16 protein-coding genes are annotated in these 16,409 nt (G+C 45.9%); 6 read left to right on the top strand and 10 right to left on the bottom strand.

Features of this window, described 5'->3' with window-relative positions:
• Nucleotides 1-8: 8 nt before the first annotated feature.
• Nucleotides 9-1,556 carry a methylmalonyl-CoA mutase gene (locus HGH91_RS21955; protein WP_168740935.1) on the bottom strand — a complete coding sequence of 516 codons (1,548 nt, stop codon included), beginning with the start codon at nt 1,554-1,556 and terminating at the stop codon, nt 9-11.
• Nucleotides 1,557-1,578: 22 nt separating this feature from the next.
• On the opposite strand from HGH91_RS21955, the gene HGH91_RS21950 reads away from it, so the two are divergent.
• On the top strand, nt 1,579-2,562 hold the full coding sequence (locus HGH91_RS21950; protein ID WP_168740934.1) for a M23 family metallopeptidase: 984 nt from the start codon (nt 1,579-1,581) through the stop codon (nt 2,560-2,562).
• A 3-nt stretch (nt 2,563-2,565) separates the two neighbouring features.
• Here HGH91_RS21950 and HGH91_RS21945 read toward each other — a convergent pair whose 3' ends face one another.
• The 4 genes from HGH91_RS21945 to HGH91_RS21930 form a co-directional block, all read right to left on the bottom strand.
• Nucleotides 2,566-3,090 (bottom strand): hypothetical protein, encoded by a 525-nt coding sequence (locus HGH91_RS21945; protein ID WP_168740933.1) that lies wholly within the window; start codon nt 3,088-3,090, stop codon nt 2,566-2,568.
• 147 nt (nt 3,091-3,237) lie between these two features.
• On the bottom strand, nt 3,238-4,431 hold the full coding sequence (locus tag HGH91_RS21940) for a pyridoxal phosphate-dependent aminotransferase (protein WP_145674855.1): 1,194 nt from the start codon (nt 4,429-4,431) through the stop codon (nt 3,238-3,240).
• A 135-nt stretch (nt 4,432-4,566) separates the two neighbouring features.
• The gene (locus HGH91_RS21935) at nt 4,567-5,301 is read right to left on the bottom strand and encodes a DUF4397 domain-containing protein (protein WP_168740932.1); all 735 of its coding nucleotides are present in this window, start codon (nt 5,299-5,301) and stop codon (nt 4,567-4,569) included.
• A gap of 28 nt (nt 5,302-5,329) precedes the next feature.
• A complete protein-coding gene (locus HGH91_RS21930; RefSeq protein ID WP_168740931.1) occupies nt 5,330-6,547 on the bottom strand; it encodes a serine hydrolase in 1,218 nt (405 codons plus the stop codon).
• Between the two features lie 213 nt (nt 6,548-6,760).
• Here HGH91_RS21930 and secDF point away from each other — a divergent pair, with 213 nt between their 5' ends.
• Nucleotides 6,761-9,916 carry a protein translocase subunit SecDF gene (secDF, locus tag HGH91_RS21925; RefSeq protein ID WP_168740930.1) on the top strand — a complete coding sequence of 1,052 codons (3,156 nt, stop codon included), beginning with the start codon at nt 6,761-6,763 and terminating at the stop codon, nt 9,914-9,916.
• 90 nt (nt 9,917-10,006) lie between these two features.
• Here the strand turns inward: secDF and HGH91_RS21920 are convergent, their stop codons facing one another.
• The 5 genes from HGH91_RS21920 to nusB form a co-directional block, all read right to left on the bottom strand.
• Nucleotides 10,007-10,309: a HesB/IscA family protein gene (locus HGH91_RS21920; RefSeq protein ID WP_168740929.1), complete on the bottom strand. Its 303-nt coding sequence runs from the start codon at nt 10,307-10,309 to the stop codon at nt 10,007-10,009.
• 73 nt (nt 10,310-10,382) lie between these two features.
• Complete coding sequence (gene coaE, locus HGH91_RS21915; protein ID WP_168740928.1) at nt 10,383-10,979, bottom strand: dephospho-CoA kinase; 597 nt, start codon at nt 10,977-10,979, stop codon at nt 10,383-10,385.
• Nucleotides 10,980-11,089: 110 nt separating this feature from the next.
• Nucleotides 11,090-11,434, bottom strand: a complete 345-nt coding sequence (gene yajC / locus HGH91_RS21910) for a preprotein translocase subunit YajC (RefSeq protein ID WP_246121254.1) — start codon at nt 11,432-11,434, stop codon at nt 11,090-11,092.
• A 29-nt stretch (nt 11,435-11,463) separates the two neighbouring features.
• Nucleotides 11,464-11,907 carry a DUF1573 domain-containing protein gene (locus HGH91_RS21905; protein WP_145674869.1) on the bottom strand — a complete coding sequence of 148 codons (444 nt, stop codon included), beginning with the start codon at nt 11,905-11,907 and terminating at the stop codon, nt 11,464-11,466.
• A 37-nt stretch (nt 11,908-11,944) separates the two neighbouring features.
• Entirely contained in the window at nt 11,945-12,874 is a 930-nt protein-coding gene (gene nusB / locus HGH91_RS21900; RefSeq protein WP_168740927.1) for a transcription antitermination factor NusB, read from the bottom strand.
• 357 nt (nt 12,875-13,231) lie between these two features.
• Between nusB and groES the strand changes: the two genes are divergently transcribed.
• The 4 genes from groES to HGH91_RS21880 all read left to right on the top strand — a co-directional run bounded on the left by groES (nt 13,232) and on the right by HGH91_RS21880 (nt 16,364).
• Entirely contained in the window at nt 13,232-13,513 is a 282-nt protein-coding gene (gene groES / locus HGH91_RS21895) for a co-chaperone GroES (RefSeq protein ID WP_079473337.1), read from the top strand.
• Between the two features lie 54 nt (nt 13,514-13,567).
• Nucleotides 13,568-15,205, top strand: a complete 1,638-nt coding sequence (gene groL, locus HGH91_RS21890; RefSeq protein ID WP_168740926.1) for a chaperonin GroEL — start codon at nt 13,568-13,570, stop codon at nt 15,203-15,205.
• A gap of 151 nt (nt 15,206-15,356) precedes the next feature.
• A complete protein-coding gene (locus tag HGH91_RS21885) occupies nt 15,357-15,821 on the top strand; it encodes an FKBP-type peptidyl-prolyl cis-trans isomerase (protein ID WP_168740925.1) in 465 nt (154 codons plus the stop codon).
• Nucleotides 15,822-15,887: 66 nt separating this feature from the next.
• Complete coding sequence (locus tag HGH91_RS21880; RefSeq protein ID WP_168740924.1) at nt 15,888-16,364, top strand: FKBP-type peptidyl-prolyl cis-trans isomerase; 477 nt, start codon at nt 15,888-15,890, stop codon at nt 16,362-16,364.
• Nucleotides 16,365-16,409: the final 45 nt, after the last annotated feature.

The following is a 16,409-nucleotide window of genomic DNA, read 5'->3' as shown; positions in this document are numbered from 1 at the left end:
TGATATAATTATTTATACTCTCCCCATACTTCTCTCAGTACATCTGATATTTCACCCAGTGTACAAAGGTGTTCTACGGCTTCCACTACCAGCGGCATCAGGTTTTCGCTGGTACCGGCGGCCTGGCGTATACGTTGCAGGGCATTTTGTACCGCTGCATTATCCCGCCGTTCCCGCAGTGATTGCAGGCGTGCTGATTGTATGACGCGGATACTATCGTCGATACGGAATACTTCCGGTGCCACATGATCAGCCGCTGTAAATTTATTAACCCCGATGATTATTTTCTCATTATTCTCAATTTCCTGTTGATATTTATAAGCGCTGCGGGCTATTTCATCCTGGATAAAACCTTGTTCTATGGCGCTGACAGCGCCTCCCATGGCATCAATTTTATGAATGAGCTCCCAGGCTTTGCCTTCAACTTCGTTGGTGAGCGCTTCTACATAATAGGAACCGGCCAGCGGGTCTACCGTATCGGCCACGCCACTTTCGTAGCCAACGATCTGTTGGGTACGGAGCGCAATACGGGCGGCTTCTTCCGTGGGTAACGACAACGCCTCATCGTAGCCGTTGGTATGCAGCGATTGGGTGCCTCCCAGCGTGGCAGCCAGGGTTTGAACGGCTACTCTCACAATATTATTCTGTGGCTGCTGAGCGGTGAGTGTGCTGCCCCCGGTTTGTGTATGGAAGCGCAGCATTTGTGCCTTGGGATCGGTAGCACCCAGTTCCCGGGTGATATGTGCCCACATGCGGCGGGCTGCCCTGAATTTGGCTACCTCTTCAAACAGGTGGTTGTGCGCGTTAAAGAAAAAGGAGAGCCGTTTGGCAAAAACATTAATGTCCAGTCCTTTTTCCTGTGCTGCTTTAAGATAGGCTTTCCCGTTAGCCAGTGTGAAGGCCAGCTCCTGTACCGCATTAGCGCCGGCTTCGCGGATATGATAACCGGAAATGGAGATGGTATTCCATTTAGGCACTTCTCTGCTGCACCAGGCAAAGATATCCGTAATCAGCCGCATAGAAGGCTGGGGAGGATAAATGAATGTGCCTCTTGCTGCATATTCTTTCAGGATATCATTTTGTATGGTGCCGGAAATTTTCTTCAGATCGGCGCCCTGCTTTTTGGCAAGGGCAATGTAAAACGCCAGCAGTATAAACCCGGTGGCGTTGATAGTCATCGAGGTGGAGATCTGTTCCAGGGAAATACCTTTAAACAATATCTCCATATCCTCCAGCGAATCTATGGCCACACCTACCTTTCCTACCTCTCCCTCTGCCATTGGATGATCCGAATCATATCCTATCTGGGTAGGCAGGTCGAAGGCTACGCTCAGTCCCATTACGCCCTGGCTCAGCAGGTAATGATAACGCTTATTGGATTCTTCCGCCGTGCTGAAACCTGCATACTGCCGCATGGTCCATAACTTATCGCGGTACATACTGGCATGTATACCCCGGGTAAAAGGAAAGCTGCCGGGTTGTTCTTCCATCGCTACCGGCTGTGTATACAGCGGCGCGATGACGATCCCCGAATCGGTTTGAATGGTTTTTTCCATGGTGTCTATAACTAGCGTTGCAATGTTACATAATTATTATGGTACTTCGCCGCTGAGAAAAATATTGATAATTTGTGTGAAAGTTTGGCTGGCCATTATGATCATTTATTGTTTATTAGGTATTACCCTTGCCCTGGCTTTATTTAGTTTATTCCTCGTTTGGAAAGCCGGTAACCGGCCGCTGCGCGGTACTTTCAGCTACCTGCTGCTGGGCCTTTCCATGGGCTTATTTCTCTATTTATTTGGTACCTGGGTATATCTTTCTATTTATGCCAAATACGTTTTTGGCGTCCTGCTATTATTATGTATAGCTGCCTATACATTGCGGAAGCATGATCATTCGGCCCGGCCGCTATCACGGTGGAAGCACTATAGCAACCTGTTGTTTACCGGGCTGTTTGTTTTACTCGATATCGGTTACTTTACCGGTACTACCGGCCACCCTCAAACGGTGGAGCTGTCGTTTCCTTTCAAGCCAGGTAAATACTTTGTACTGCAGGGTGGCAAAGGCCTGCCTACCAATGTATTTCATTTTAGTCTCCGTGGCGCTATCTATGCCATGGATATCGTAAAACTGAATCCACAGGGTGGGCGCGCCAGGAAGATCTTTTCCCGGCAGCTCGACGACTATGGTATTTTTGGCGATACAGTATACGCACCCTGTGATGGGCTGGTACTGCGGGCGGAGAGCAATAACCCAGATAATATTCCACCCAATATGAACAGGGGCCCAAAAAATACCAACCAGGTATTACTGGAAACCCCCGGTTATTATGTTTTCATGGGCCACCTCAAGATGGGAAGTGTATGCGTAACCGAGGGACAATATGTGAGACAGGGAACCGCATTGGGTTGTGTGGGCAATTCGGGCTTCAGCACAGAGCCTCACCTGCATATACAGGTACATGCAAAACAGGCCGGCATCCCCTGGTACCAGGGAAAGCCGCTGTATATATTATTTAACGGGAAAGGCTATCTGCTGAATGAAGTAATTAACGCAAAATGACCGTTATCTCATTACTTTCTTGGCTTCTGCATTGATAATCTGGGAAGTGAGTTCGGCAGGAGATTCGCCTGCCTGCATAAATACCTCCAGTATTTGTTTATTTAACTCAATGGCCGGCGCATCCTGTGGCAATTGCACCGCTACCTGGTTAATAACGGAGATCGTTTGTTCTTTCAATGTTTTTACTGCTTCCCAGGTCATCGCCGATACATAAATCTGTTGGGTAATGTTATGCTCGTATTCGGCTTTGATATTCTGTACCATGGCTATCTGCATGTCTACAGCACTGAGCCCCGGGTTATAAATGCGCCCGATCAGGCTCTGCGGCGTAATCCGGTCTACATATAATGCCATCCGCTCGTAAGCCTGCAGTTGCAATGGTAGCACAGCGGCATTCACCGGGGGCTGCTTTTCGTCAGCGGCCGCACCGGCAGGCTTGTTCTTCTTGAAAAGGTCTTTTATGGTCGGATATACAATGGCTATTGCTCCGGCAGCTATAGCTATGTATAGTATATTATTCAACTCCATCGTTACACGTTATAAGAACAAATATATATAATATATTTATATATTGGTACCCCAACTCATTAATTTACAAAAGATAATCCTGATGCGGTTTCCTTTCCGGTTGAAAAGAAGCACACCAGGATTATCATAAAATAGTAGTTATTTTTCTTACGCCAGTTTGGCCAGCCAGGTTTTCATTCTTTCCACCCCTTTTTCAAGTTTATCCATGCTGGTAGCATAAGAGAGGCGGATGCAGTTAGGTTGCTGGAAAGCCACGCCGGTAACGGCAGAAACATTGGCCTTATGCAGCAGGTACATACAAAGATCGTCAGCACCTTTGATATGTGAATCCTCGAACGATTTATTAAAGAACGCACTTACATCGGGAAACATATAAAATGCACCTTCGGGATCATTTACTTTTAATCCGGGAATGCTTTTCAGTGCCTCATGTATAAAGGCGCGGCGTTTTTTAAATTCTGCCACCATCGCTTCCGCGGTGCTAAGATCGCCGGTGAGGGCAGTTACTGCGGCCCGCTGGGTAATAGAGCAGGTAGCGGAAGTAAATTGGCTCTGAATTTTATCACATGCTTTGGCAATATCCAGCGGTGCGGCCATAAAGCCCAAACGCCAGCCTGTCATGGCAAATCCTTTACTCAACCCATTGATGATAATGGTGCGGTTAATCAGATCGCCAAACTGGGCAATGCTTTCATGCTTGCCTACATAATTGATGTATTCATATATTTCGTCGGAAATGATAAAGATTTGCGGGTGTTTGGCAAATACCGCTGCCAGTCCTTCCAGCTCCGCCTTGGAGTACACCGAACCGGTGGGATTGCAGGGGGAGGAGAACATAAACAGCCTGGTTTTAGGCGTAATGGCTGCCTCGAGCTGCGCGGGCGTAATTTTGTAATTGTTTTCAATGCTGCAGGGTACAAACACTACTTCTCCCTGGCACAGGCTCACCTGTTCGGAATAGGTAACCCAGTACGGAGTGGGGATAATCACCTCATCACCCGGGTTTACGATACTCAGCACGGCATTGGCCAGGCATTGCTTGGCGCCCGTGGATACCACAATCTGTTCTGGCGTGTAGTCAAGACCGTTATCTCTCTTAAATTTATGAACAACTGCCTGCTTTAATTCCGCGATGCCTGCCACCGGGGTATAGTGGGTAAATCCTTCATCAATCGCCTTCTTGGCGGCTTCCCGGATATGCGCCGGCGTATCAAAGTCCGGTTCTCCGATGCTGAGGTCTACGATGTCTATACCCTGGGCTTTCAACTCACGGCTGAGTTTAGCCATTTTAATTGTCTGAGGCTCGGAAATCCGTGACAGCCTGTCTGCTAATTGATTCATATCTTAACATTGTACCACAACAAACCTACTGAAAAAAAGTAGATAATACATGGAAAGATCATGCTGGGCTGCCATACAAACGCAGAACGGGCCGTAATCACGGCCCGTTCTGCGTTTGTTGGAACTTAAAATATTTTATTGATTATAGAAGCTGAACATAGCATTTACCAGTGGTTTGTCTAATCCTGTAGGATTGGCTGAGTTACCTAAATAGTAAATAGTGTATACGTTACCAGTATTGAATGAACCTACTCTCAACGTACTACCGCTAGCACTGGCCAGTTCTACATTTGTACCAGCTTTTTTAACAGAAACACTGCCACCGGAACTGAAATTACTGAACTGTACAAATTTCGTGGCGGCGTAGAGATCACTCAGTGCCATAGGATTTCTGTTACTATCTATTTTTTCATTGCCAATATAGAAATCGACCTTGTCAGCACCACTCGAAAGATTCAGGCAACGAATGTTAATTTTACTGCCATCTGCAGAAGTAAAATCAGAAACAATACTTACGGATTTTACCGGGTTACCCAGGGCAATGTAGGTATAAAACGCGGAAGAGTCGTAATTGGCAGAGAGACTGGTAATGACGCTATCCCCATTTTTGTTTTTCAACTCAAATTTATGAAGACCACCATACACTGAGTACTGATAGTAAGAACCAAAAGTAACGTTATTGTCGCTGACTTTCTGATCATTGTCATAGAAGTTGGCAAAAACAGGGCTGTTTGAAGCGTTCAATATGTTAATCTGCGCCCGTGGTCTGGGCGGTGTGTAGTTATTATTACTTTTCAGACAGGACGAAAATCCGGCTACTCCGGTCAACAGGGCAACAACGGCCCATACGCGATTTTTCTTGGTTAGCATTTTGCGCTCAGTTTTTAAAGTTGTGTTATTAGTCAGATATTTTTTCATCGTTTACAAACCGGAAACGGGAAAGATCGGGCAATACAGCTTTGGGCCGCGCTTTTTCCGCTTCATAAATAACTTCTCCCAGCGTACGGAGAAAGGGTTTACCCGTTTTTTCAAAAGCTTGTTGATCATCTCCCAGGATACCTGTTGTATTAACAAAGATGCTGGCGGACAACAAGAACTCTGTGTTATTGGCAAAATCCACAATATAGGCAGTATCAGTTAAAAATCCGTATGCCCAACCGGGTTTGTTAAAGATCCGGATGTTAGCCGGTATCCGGGAGTGCCGGCTTCCTCCAAAAAGCAAAAACCGGGTATATGCCTGGTGGTATTGCTTTGGGTTGTAGCGTGGATCCGTTGATTCCTCCGGGCATTGCGACATACACCGATACAAAAAACTATAATCTTTGCTAGTTAAACGGAAACGTTGTCGTTTTGTTACAGCCTCCGGAAAAATTATGCTGCGCAGGATATGATGCAGGTCGGCGAGGGGAAGTTTATTACGGTGTGAGAAGTTCATGGGATAGGGTTCCAGTTGATCGAGGTGGTTGTAGTGACTGGTGCCGGCAAAATCTTCCCTGGCCGAAAATGCCAGGGAGCTATGCTGGGCTGCCTGCCGGTAAAATACCTGGTTGCCCACCCGGAACAAAACGGCATTGGTATGCCTGTTGGCTTCTTCAAAGAGGGGTAGGCCCACCCGGTGCCGGATCTGTGCCTGGTTGTATCCCATTTCCCATAGGCGCCGGTTAAAGGTTTCCTGCCCTATCAGTTCATATAGCCGGTTGAAGGCGTCGTTGTCGCTGGTAAGAAAGATTTTTTTAATATAATGCCCCACAGAAGGTACGCCAGCGGCCGCAGAAGGATCGTTATCCACCCCCGTATTGATGTCGGGCAGCGGCTCGGTAAACATAGGCGTGGTCCGGTCCAGGCCCGGTACCTGTAGATCGCGGAGCTTTTCCAGGGCCAGGGCGGCGGCGGGTAACTTAACCGTGGAAGCAGGGTAGAAGTAGGTATCCGGGGAAACCCCGTACCGGTATTCCGTAAAATGCGGCACCTGGGCCGGATCCCTGTCTATCCGGGTAAAAATTACCTGTAAACGGTACCGCGCAGGATCGCTAAAAACCTCGCCCAGCCGCTTTTTTTGACTTTTCAGCAAAGCTTCCAGAAAATTATCTGTTGTCGGATAATGTGGCGTTTGCATATATTTGTCGTTGTTATTGATTGTAAAGCAACGGAATAATATTAAAAGACCACAAACCAGGATCTGCAGATTTACAAAAAAGTATGCCAATTAGCCAGCAAACGCAGGCGCATACTGATTTTGCGCGTCTTTTAACAAGGGCTTTAATATATCGATTTAAATTCTATCTTTGCAACTCTTAAAATTTTTTTTTATAAACCCGAAACAAACAGTATGCAACTTAAAGGACTGGTAAGATTTTTTGCCATCGCACTGATCCTTATCTCTTTGTACCAATTGTCCTTCACGTTTTTAGTGCGGAACTATGAGAAGAAGATAGAGCAGCAGGCCGAAAACGATGTGGCCAAACAATACCCTACACCTGAAAAGAAATATCCTGGCAGTCAGGAACTGCAGAGTTTCTACTCAGATACACTGAAAGGGTTTATTAAACAGAGGAGACAAGAGATTTTGGACAGTACCAGCAGCACGAAGATTGCAGGTTTCCCATGGAATGTCAACTACACCAAGGCTAAAGAGAAAGAACTGAATCTGGGTCTGGATCTCGTGGGTGGTATGAACGTGGTACTGGAAGTAAACGTGGAAGATGTGATCCGCGCTTTATCCGGTCAATCCAAGGACGCCGCATTTAACAAAGCGCTGGAAAGGGCTAATGAACTGAAAAAGTCTAACCAGGCCGATTTTGTTACGCTGTTCGGACAAGCATACGCCGAAGTAGCACCTCAGGGTAAACTGGCTACCATCTTTGCCAACGCCTACCAAAAGGATATCAACTTCAACTCCTCCAATCAGCAGGTGCTGGACATGATCCGGAAGGAATCACGGGTAGCTATCAAAAATACCTATATCGTACTGCAAAAACGTATTGATAAATTTGGGGTAGCACAACCAAACATCAGCCTGGACGAGAATAAAGGCCTGATTTCCGTGGAACTGGCTGGTGTGGATAACGCCGCCCGCGTTCACAAATACCTGCAGGCTACTGCCAACCTCGAGTTCAGGGAAGTTTACAAAAACAATCCGGAGTTTATCCAGAATGTGCTGACTCCTATGAATGAGGCCATCAAAAATACCCTCAGCGCACATACACCTGCAGCAGCTGCCAGCACAGACACTACTGCAAAAACACCTGCTGCTACTGCCGCCAACGAAAAGGCCGATACCAGCGGAAGCCTGAATTCTTACCTGTCTAAAACCGACACCAGTAAGAATGCCAGCAAAGAACTGCAAATCAAAGAACAGCAGAAACAAAACCCGCTGTTCATGGTATTGTTCCCGAACGTAGATATGCAAACCGGTTCCGTTTATCCGGGTCCATCTATCGGAAGAATCTTACCTAAAGACACTGCTACCTTTAACCGTTACCTGCAAATGCCTGCTGTACAAGCAGTACTGCCTAAAGATGCGGTATTTGCATACGGTCCTGAAAATAAAGAAGATAAGCACGGCCCAATCGCGGTTTATGTACTGAAGGTAAACCCCGCCAATCCTGCTCCCCGTGTAGGTGGTGAAAGAATCGTGGATGCCCGCCAGGATATGGACCAGAACAACCAACCGGAAATCAGCATGACCATGGACAACGTAGGTGCCCATGAATGGAAAAAGCTGACCGGCGAACTGGCTCCTAGCAATCCTAAAGATCCAGCCACCCTCAACTATGTAGCCGTAGTACTGGATAATATCGTTTATTCCGCTCCGTCTATCCAGGGTGAAATCGCAGGTGGCCGCTCCTCCATCAGTGGTAGCTTTACCATTGAAGAAGCGAATGACCTGGCCAACATCCTGAAATCCGGTAAAATGCCGGCTCCTGCACAAATCGTACAGGAACAGGTGGTAGGACCTACCCTCGGTGCTGAATCTATTGCCGCTGGTGCTAAGTCTTTCATGATCTCCTTTGGAATCATTTTCGTACTCATGCTGGTGTATTATAACTCTGCCGGCTGGGTAGCTAATATCGCGCTGGTGCTCAACCTGCTGTTTACCTTCGGTATCCTGGCTTCTATGGGCGCTACGTTAACAATGGCCGGTATTGCCGGTATGGTACTCACCATCGGTATGGCGGTGGATACCAACGTAATCATCTTCGAAAGAATCAAGGATGAACTTACCCATGGTAAGTCCTACCACGATGCTGTGGCAGATGGTTACAAACGTTCCTATGCACCGGTACTCGATGGTCACGTTACCTCCCTGCTCACCGCCTTCATCCTGTTCTACTTCGGTTTAGGTCCGGTACTGGGCTTCGCCACCACCCAGATCATTGGTCTGTTCCTGTCCCTGTTCTGCGGTATCCTGGTATCCCGTATGGTAACCGACTTCTGGATGAAGAAGAAAAGACACTTCGAATACTTTACTCCGATTTCCCGTAAAGTATTTAAACACGCTGCTTTCGACTTCGTAGGCAAACGTAAATATGCTTATATCATTTCCGCTGTGGTAATGGTAGCTGGTGTTTCTTCCTTCTTCCACGGCTTCGACCACGGTATCGATTTCTCCGGTGGCCGTAGCTACACGGTTCGTTTCGAACACCCGATGAACAGACAGGAAGTGGCAGACGTACTGAAAAAGGAATTCGAATCTGAAGTATTCGTTAAAACCATCGGTAGCACTAACCAGTTAAGTATCACTACCTCTTATAAGATCGAACAGCAAAATCTCGCTGTAGATAAGGAAGTAGCAGATAAATTATACAATGGCCTGAAGAAATTCTACGATAACACCGTTACACAGGATGTGTTCAACAACCGTTATGTAGTAGGATCTCAGACCGTGTCGCCTACCATTTCGGACGACTTACGCGCTGGTGCCGTAAAAGCAACGGTACTGTCTATCGTGGTTATCTTCCTGTATATCCTGTTACGTTTCAGCAAATGGCAGTACTCTATCGGTACTATCTTCTCCCTGCTGCACGACGTACTGGTTACACTGGCAGTATTCTCCTGGTGCCGCTCTTTTGTACCATTCACCCTGGAAATCGACCAGCACTTCATTGCGGCGATCCTCACAGTAATTGGTTTCTCCATGAACGATACCGTGATCGTGTTTGACCGTATCCGTGAATACTTCAGAACCGGTAGCCATGGCCGTAACAGGGATGTAGTGATCAACAAGGCGATCAACGATACCCTGAGCCGTACCATTATGACCTCGCTGACCGTGTTCCTGACCATCCTGATATTGTTTATCTTCGGTGGTGAAGTAACCCGTGGTTTCGCCTTCGCTATGCTGATTGGTGTGATCACCGGTACTTACTCTTCCATCTTCGTGGCTGCTCCGGTACTGGTTGATTTCGACAAGAAGAACCAACTGGCTAACGAATCAGACGCTGTAGAAGTGACTGCTCAAAAAGCAACACCCGCTACTAAATAAGTGAGATAACTGAAATAATGTTTGATAAATAAAAACCTCCTGGTCATCCGGGAGGTTTTTTTATGGGTGTCAGGAAAATGAAAGGTAGTATCAGCTGCCGGGTTGCCTGAATACAAAGCCCGTAGCTTCTTCGCCTTGCTGATAGTCTATTTCCATGCCCATCAGGTACATACCATGCGCTTTCTTCATAATGACCGGGATGCCATCTACTTCGAAGAGGTCATCGTCTTCCATCCGGGCATCAAATCCCAGCATATAAGCCATACCGGAACAACCGCCTCCTTTTACGCCTACGCGCAGGAAAGGGGCTTCGGTAGCGCCCTGCAACAGGTCCTTTATAATGGCTGCAGCCTGGGCTGTTAGTTGTATGGGAGATATATTCGCCTTACTCATCTTTCATCCATATTTTTATCAAAGTTAGGGAAACGGCCGGCGCAGGGTAGCACCGGTATACCCAAGGTAACCGCTAATGGACGGCAGCCAGCGCCAGCAGCTGTTCGTGCAGGGCCAATACCTGGGGAATGACCATCCGTTGTTCATCGTTATAAATAACGTAGTCGCTCAGGCGCATTTTAATGGTTTCATCAATTTGCTTGTTGATACGCGCCAGTACTTCATCGCGGGTAACATTATCACGCTTCATCACGCGATGTATCCGCAGTGGCTGAGGGGCAAAAACACCGATGATCTTATCGAGGTGGTGAAAGGATTCTGTTTCAAATAGCAAGGCCGCCTCCTTTAGTACATAGGGGGCCTGTTGTTGCTGTGCCCATTGGTTGGAATCGCGTATAGTAGCGGGGTGAACCAGGGAGTTGAGCAGCGACAGCTGGCGTTTGTCGTTAAATACGATATTACCCAGGTATTTCCGGTTTAATACGCCATTTTCATCGTATACTTCCGCTCCAAAATGGGCTTTCACGGCTGCTATCAGCTCGGGGTCCCTGGTCAGGATATCTTTTGCTCTTTCATCGGCATAATAAACAGGAATGCCTAATAGTTCAAATATTCTACTAACGGTACTTTTCCCGGAGCCGATGCCGCCGGTGATGCCTATTTTTAACATGCCCCAATTTAAATAAAAATAGGAATTACCCCATATGAATTACGGAGTTGCGGGTAGATATCACTATCTACTGGCAACTCCGTAATTCATATGGATAAATCCGTAATGTCTTATTTGGTATCAGCCGCTTTTTGCTGGGCTGAAGTATATTCCATGCTGATGGCAGAACGTTCGATAACGAAACTGGTTCCTGGACTAACTTCCATTAATACGGTATTGTTATCGTTAATTTTCTTCACTTTACCGTGTATACCGGCAATAGTAACGATTTTATCTCCTTCCTTCAGATTATCGATAAATTGTTTCTGCAGTTTAGCTTTCTTAGTCTGTGGGCGAATCATGAAGAGCCACATAACGAGAATCATACCACCAAAAAACAGGAACGAAATCATGGAGCTACCTCCACCTTGGGCTCCTGCCTGAGGTGCCATTAAAGAAATGTTCAGGATGTTCATCTATAATTGATTTAATAGTTTAATCTGGTCTATTTGGTAATAATATTACACTGAATTTTAGGACCTAGCACATAGCCATCATTATTATTGATTTTAACAGAGATTTCTTTCTCTGTATAACCAGATTTACCATGACTGTCGAAAATAACTTTCATATAGCCCGACTGGCCTGGTTTGATCGGTTCTTTGGGCCATTCCGGTACGGTGCATCCGCAGCTGGAAATAGCATCCTCAATGAGCAATGGGCTGGTGCCTGTATTCGTGAATTTAAAGGAATACTCTACTTTTTCACCTTGTACAATCTCTCCGAAGTTGTGCACCTTTTCTTCAAAAGACAAGGCAGCGGATTGACCAGCCTCGTTTTTTTGCGCACTACCAGCGGTTCCGGTCGCGCTGGCATTGTTTTTTGCGCTGTTGTTGCAAGCCGCTATCAGCAGGCTTCCACAGGCGAGTAAACAGAACAGTCTTTTCATGGTATTGCTATTTTTAGGTAAAAATAACTTTTCCCACTTACTTTTTGGGACGGTCCTGTTTCTGCACTAGCTGCTCTTTTTCCAGGTCTTTCAGGATGTTATCAAGAATACCGTTGATAAACTGGCCACTTTGCGGTGTGCTGTATGCTTTTGCCAGGTCAATGTATTCATTGATAGTAACCTTGGTAGGAATAGTCGGGAAATAGAGAAATTCACATACGCCCATTTCCATCAGCAACATATCTACTGCGGCAATACGCTCAGAATCCCAGTTTTGCAGTTTAGGCTTGATCAGCTCCAGGCAGTATTCTTTTTTATCGATTACCGTCAGCAGCAACTCCCGCGCATAATCCAGTTTCTCTTTACTGATCAGTTGGAGGAAATTAAAGAGATGAGGCTTGTTGAAATAGTTATTGATCAGAATCCCCATCATTTCCTCATCATCACTCCAGTGGAGGAAGGTGTCTTCCATATGCTGGGCAAATAATTCACTTTTTGCCAGTATTTCTTTATAAATGAACTCCAGTATTTCCTTTTCACCGGCTTTAGTGCGGCTGTTATCAGCGATGTAAGCCTTGTAGGTATCGGTAGTCACTAACTGGTTATATAACTTTCTGAGAAGATCGTCATCCGTATGCAGCTTCATCTTCCACTGTTCCAGGTTCACCTGGAAACCCTTATCATTGATTATCTGGAAAATAAACTCATTTCCTGCTATTTTGGTATTTACCTGCAGGTCCTCGGCAGAGGGTAAGTGTTTGGAGGCACGGGCAGCCGCATCAATTTCTGCATATTGCGCTACCTGTACTACTGAATTAAGTATGTAGGTAAAGATCTGGCAGGTTTGGTCCAGCTTCTCATTCAAAAGTCTGGTTGCCGTACCTGGCTTAATGCTGCTTTGCTCCATCGTTTCCAGGGCATAAAGTGTTTGCATCACCTTTACCCGGATGTTTCTTCTACTGATCATCGTATAAAAAAGAACTGGTATAAGGGCGCAAAATTAGAGAAAAAAATTCATATTTGACATCCGGGGGAATTTTGCCCGTAAAGGTGCTCAGCAGGTAAGCAGTAAAGGAATTTTATAGGTCTTTGATACCAATGAAAAAGGCTGGCTATATGGCTTATTTACTTTGCTCCTTTGCTTTTTGGCGGCTTGGCGTAAGAAATACTGTCATTTTTTCGGGTAACCTGTCATGATTTGTCAGTAACTGCGCCAGTCCCGGTAGTGCTAACCTGTAAATTTGACCCGAAATCCGCCTTGGCACAATTCTCGTGGACGGGAAGGACATAAAAAATTAAACATCTTTTTTAAATAAAAACTACTATGGCTAAACAATTAAGTATTAAACCTTTAGCTGACAGGGTAATTGTGAAACCTGCAGCGGCAGAAGAGAAAACAGCTGGTGGTATCATTATCCCCGATACTGCAAAAGAAAAACCCGTAAGAGGCACTGTAGTGGCTGCCGGTCCTGGTAAAAAAGATGAGCCGATCACTGTGAAAGTTGGCGATACTGTTCTGTACGGTAAATACTCTGGTCAGGAGCTTCCTATCGAAGGCGAGGATTACTTAATCATGCGTGAATCAGATATCCTGGCTATTGTTTAAGATAAAGCCGGATAATGCATTAATTCCTAAAAGAAAAATCTACAAAAAAGTATTATGGCAAAACAAATTTTCTTCAATATAGACGCCCGCAACAAAATGAAGAAGGGCGTGGACGTACTGGCTGATGCCGTTAAAGTAACCCTGGGACCAAAAGGTCGTAACGTAGTTATCGAAAAGAAATTCGGTGCTCCCGGCGTAACTAAAGATGGTGTTACCGTTGCGAAAGAAATCGAACTGGAAGACGCTATCGAAAATATGGGTGCGCAAATGGTAAAAGAAGTAGCTTCCAAAACTGCTGATCTGGCAGGTGATGGTACTACTACTGCTACTGTTCTGGCACAGGCTATCATCGGCGAAGGTTTGAAAAACGTAGCTGCCGGTGCTAACCCAATGGACCTGAAACGTGGTATCGACAAAGCTGTAAAAGCTATCGTTGATAACCTGAAGAAACAATCTGAAAGTGTTGGTAACGACACCCAGAAAATTGAACAGGTTGCTTCTATTTCCGCTAACAATGATAGCGAAATCGGTAAACTGATTGCCCAGGCAATGCAGAAAGTAACCAAAGATGGCGTAATCACTGTAGAAGAAGCAAAAGGTACCGACACAACTGTAGAAGTAGTAGAAGGTATGCAATTCGATCGCGGTTACCTGTCTCCTTACTTCATTACCAACAGCGAAAAAATGCAGGCTGAACTGGCTAACCCTTACATCCTGATCTACGATAAAAAGATCAGCACCATGAAGGATATCCTGCACATCCTGGAAAAAGTAGCCCAGCAAGGCGCTCCACTGGTAATCATCTCTGAAGACCTGGAAGGTGAAGCACTGGCTACCCTGGTGGTAAACAAACTGCGTGGTACCCTGAAAGTTGCTGCTGTTAAAGCTCCTGGCTTTGGCGACAGAAGAAAAGATATGCTGCAGGACATCGCTACCCTCACAGGTGGTATCGTTATCAGCGAAGAACAAGGTTACAAACTGGAAAATGCTGACCTGACTTACCTCGGTAAAGCAGAATCTATCACTATCGATAAAGATAACACTACTATCGTAGGCGGTAGAGGCGAAAAAGAAGCTATCCAGGGCCGTATCGGACAAATCAAAGCACAGATCGAAGTAACTACTTCTGACTACGATCGCGAAAAATTACAGGAACGTCTCGCTAAATTAAGCGGTGGTGTGGCTGTACTGTACGTAGGTGCTGCTACTGAAGTAGAAATGAAAGAAAAGAAAGACCGCGTTGATGACGCATTACACGCTACCCGCGCTGCCGTTGAAGAAGGTATCGTACCTGGTGGTGGTGTTGCTTACATCCGCTCTATCGAAGCCCTGGAAGATCTGAAAGGTGCTAACGAAGACGAACAAACCGGTATCTCTATCGTTAAACGCGCTGTCGAAGAACCATTACGTCAGATCACCGCTAACGCCGGTATCGAAGGTTCTATCGTAGTACAGAAAGTGAAAGAAGGTAAAGGCGACTTCGGTTTCAACGCCCGCTCCGAGAAATACGAAAACTTACTGGCGGCAGGTGTAATCGATCCTACCAAAGTAAGCCGTATCGCACTGGAAAACGCTGCTTCTATCGCTGCTATGCTGCTGACTACCGAATGCGTAATCGCAGACAAACCAGAACCTAAATCTGCTGCTCCTGCAATGGGCGGTGGCGGACACGGTATGGGTATGGATTATTAATCTGTATTATTACTATACAAAAAACTCCTGCAGGTTCGCCCTGTCAGGAGTTTTTTTATCCCCCGACACAACGACTGTAACATTTTCCGACAAATCGCCGTTTAATACACTGGATAGTAAACAGAAGCGGATGAATATAGCTGTAAAACTTATGATAAGTGCATGCTTCCTCCTGGCAATGGGAAGCTGTCTGAAAAAAGATAATATGTCGCAAATGCCCCAGGCAGATGTCCGGGCTGAAAGTGTTATACAGGATTATCTCAGTTCTCATAACCTCACCGCCCAGCGGGATGTTTCCGGCCTGTACTACGAGATTCTTCAAACAGGAGACAGTGTTCACTTTGTGAAGGCTACCTCAATTGCCACCGTGATCTATACCAACCAGCTGCTTACCGGCGAAACAGTAGGTTCCTCTTTTGGTCCGACCGACTTCGATCACCGGGAACTGAAAAACCATATCCCCGGATGGCAGATAGGACTACAGAAAATTTCCCTTGGTGGTAAAATCAGGCTGTATATCCCGCCTGCCCTGGCCTATGGCTCCATCGGGATCCCTGGTATCATTCCCCCTAATGCGGTACTGATTTCAGACCTGGAATTAGTAAGTATCAGATAAAAAGCATTTATTGCATACTTGTTATTTTGTCACCTTAATTATATTAATAATCGAAACCGAAATTGTATGAAGAAAGTTTTTCTGTTGGGAGGATTGTTCCTGCTTGCACTGATAGCCTGTTCTAAAAAAGATGATACGCCACCCTACGACTGGGGAGTACAGTATAATGTTGATTCCGCCAAAATCGTCGCCTACATTGCTGCGAATAATATTCCCAATGTACAACATGAACCAGGTGGTATTTTTTACCAGGTAATCACCCCGGGCACAGCAGATAAACCCAATGCAGCAGCTTATATAACAGTAGACTACATAGGTACGCTGCTCAATAAAACTACTTTCGAAAGCAATACGAACGTCAAGTTCGGTTTAAATGAGGTCATCCAGGGTTGGACCGTTGGAGTACCTAAAGTAGGAAAGGGCGGGGAAGTAAACCTCTTCCTGCCTTCCGGGTATGCTTACGGACCAGGCGGTAAGGGAGCTATTCAGCCTAACACAGTATTGATCTTTAACATTAAGCTGAAAGATTTTACAAATAGATAATAACGTGTCAGACCGTTAACAATACGGCGCCGCGCAAGTTTTACC

Source organism: Chitinophaga eiseniae (genome assembly GCF_012641265.1).
In the GTDB taxonomy this organism is placed as follows: Bacteria; Bacteroidota; Bacteroidia; order Chitinophagales; family Chitinophagaceae; genus Chitinophaga; species Chitinophaga eiseniae_A.
Note: the sequence above shows the minus strand (reverse complement) of the source record. Positions and strands in the feature narration are given on the sequence as shown.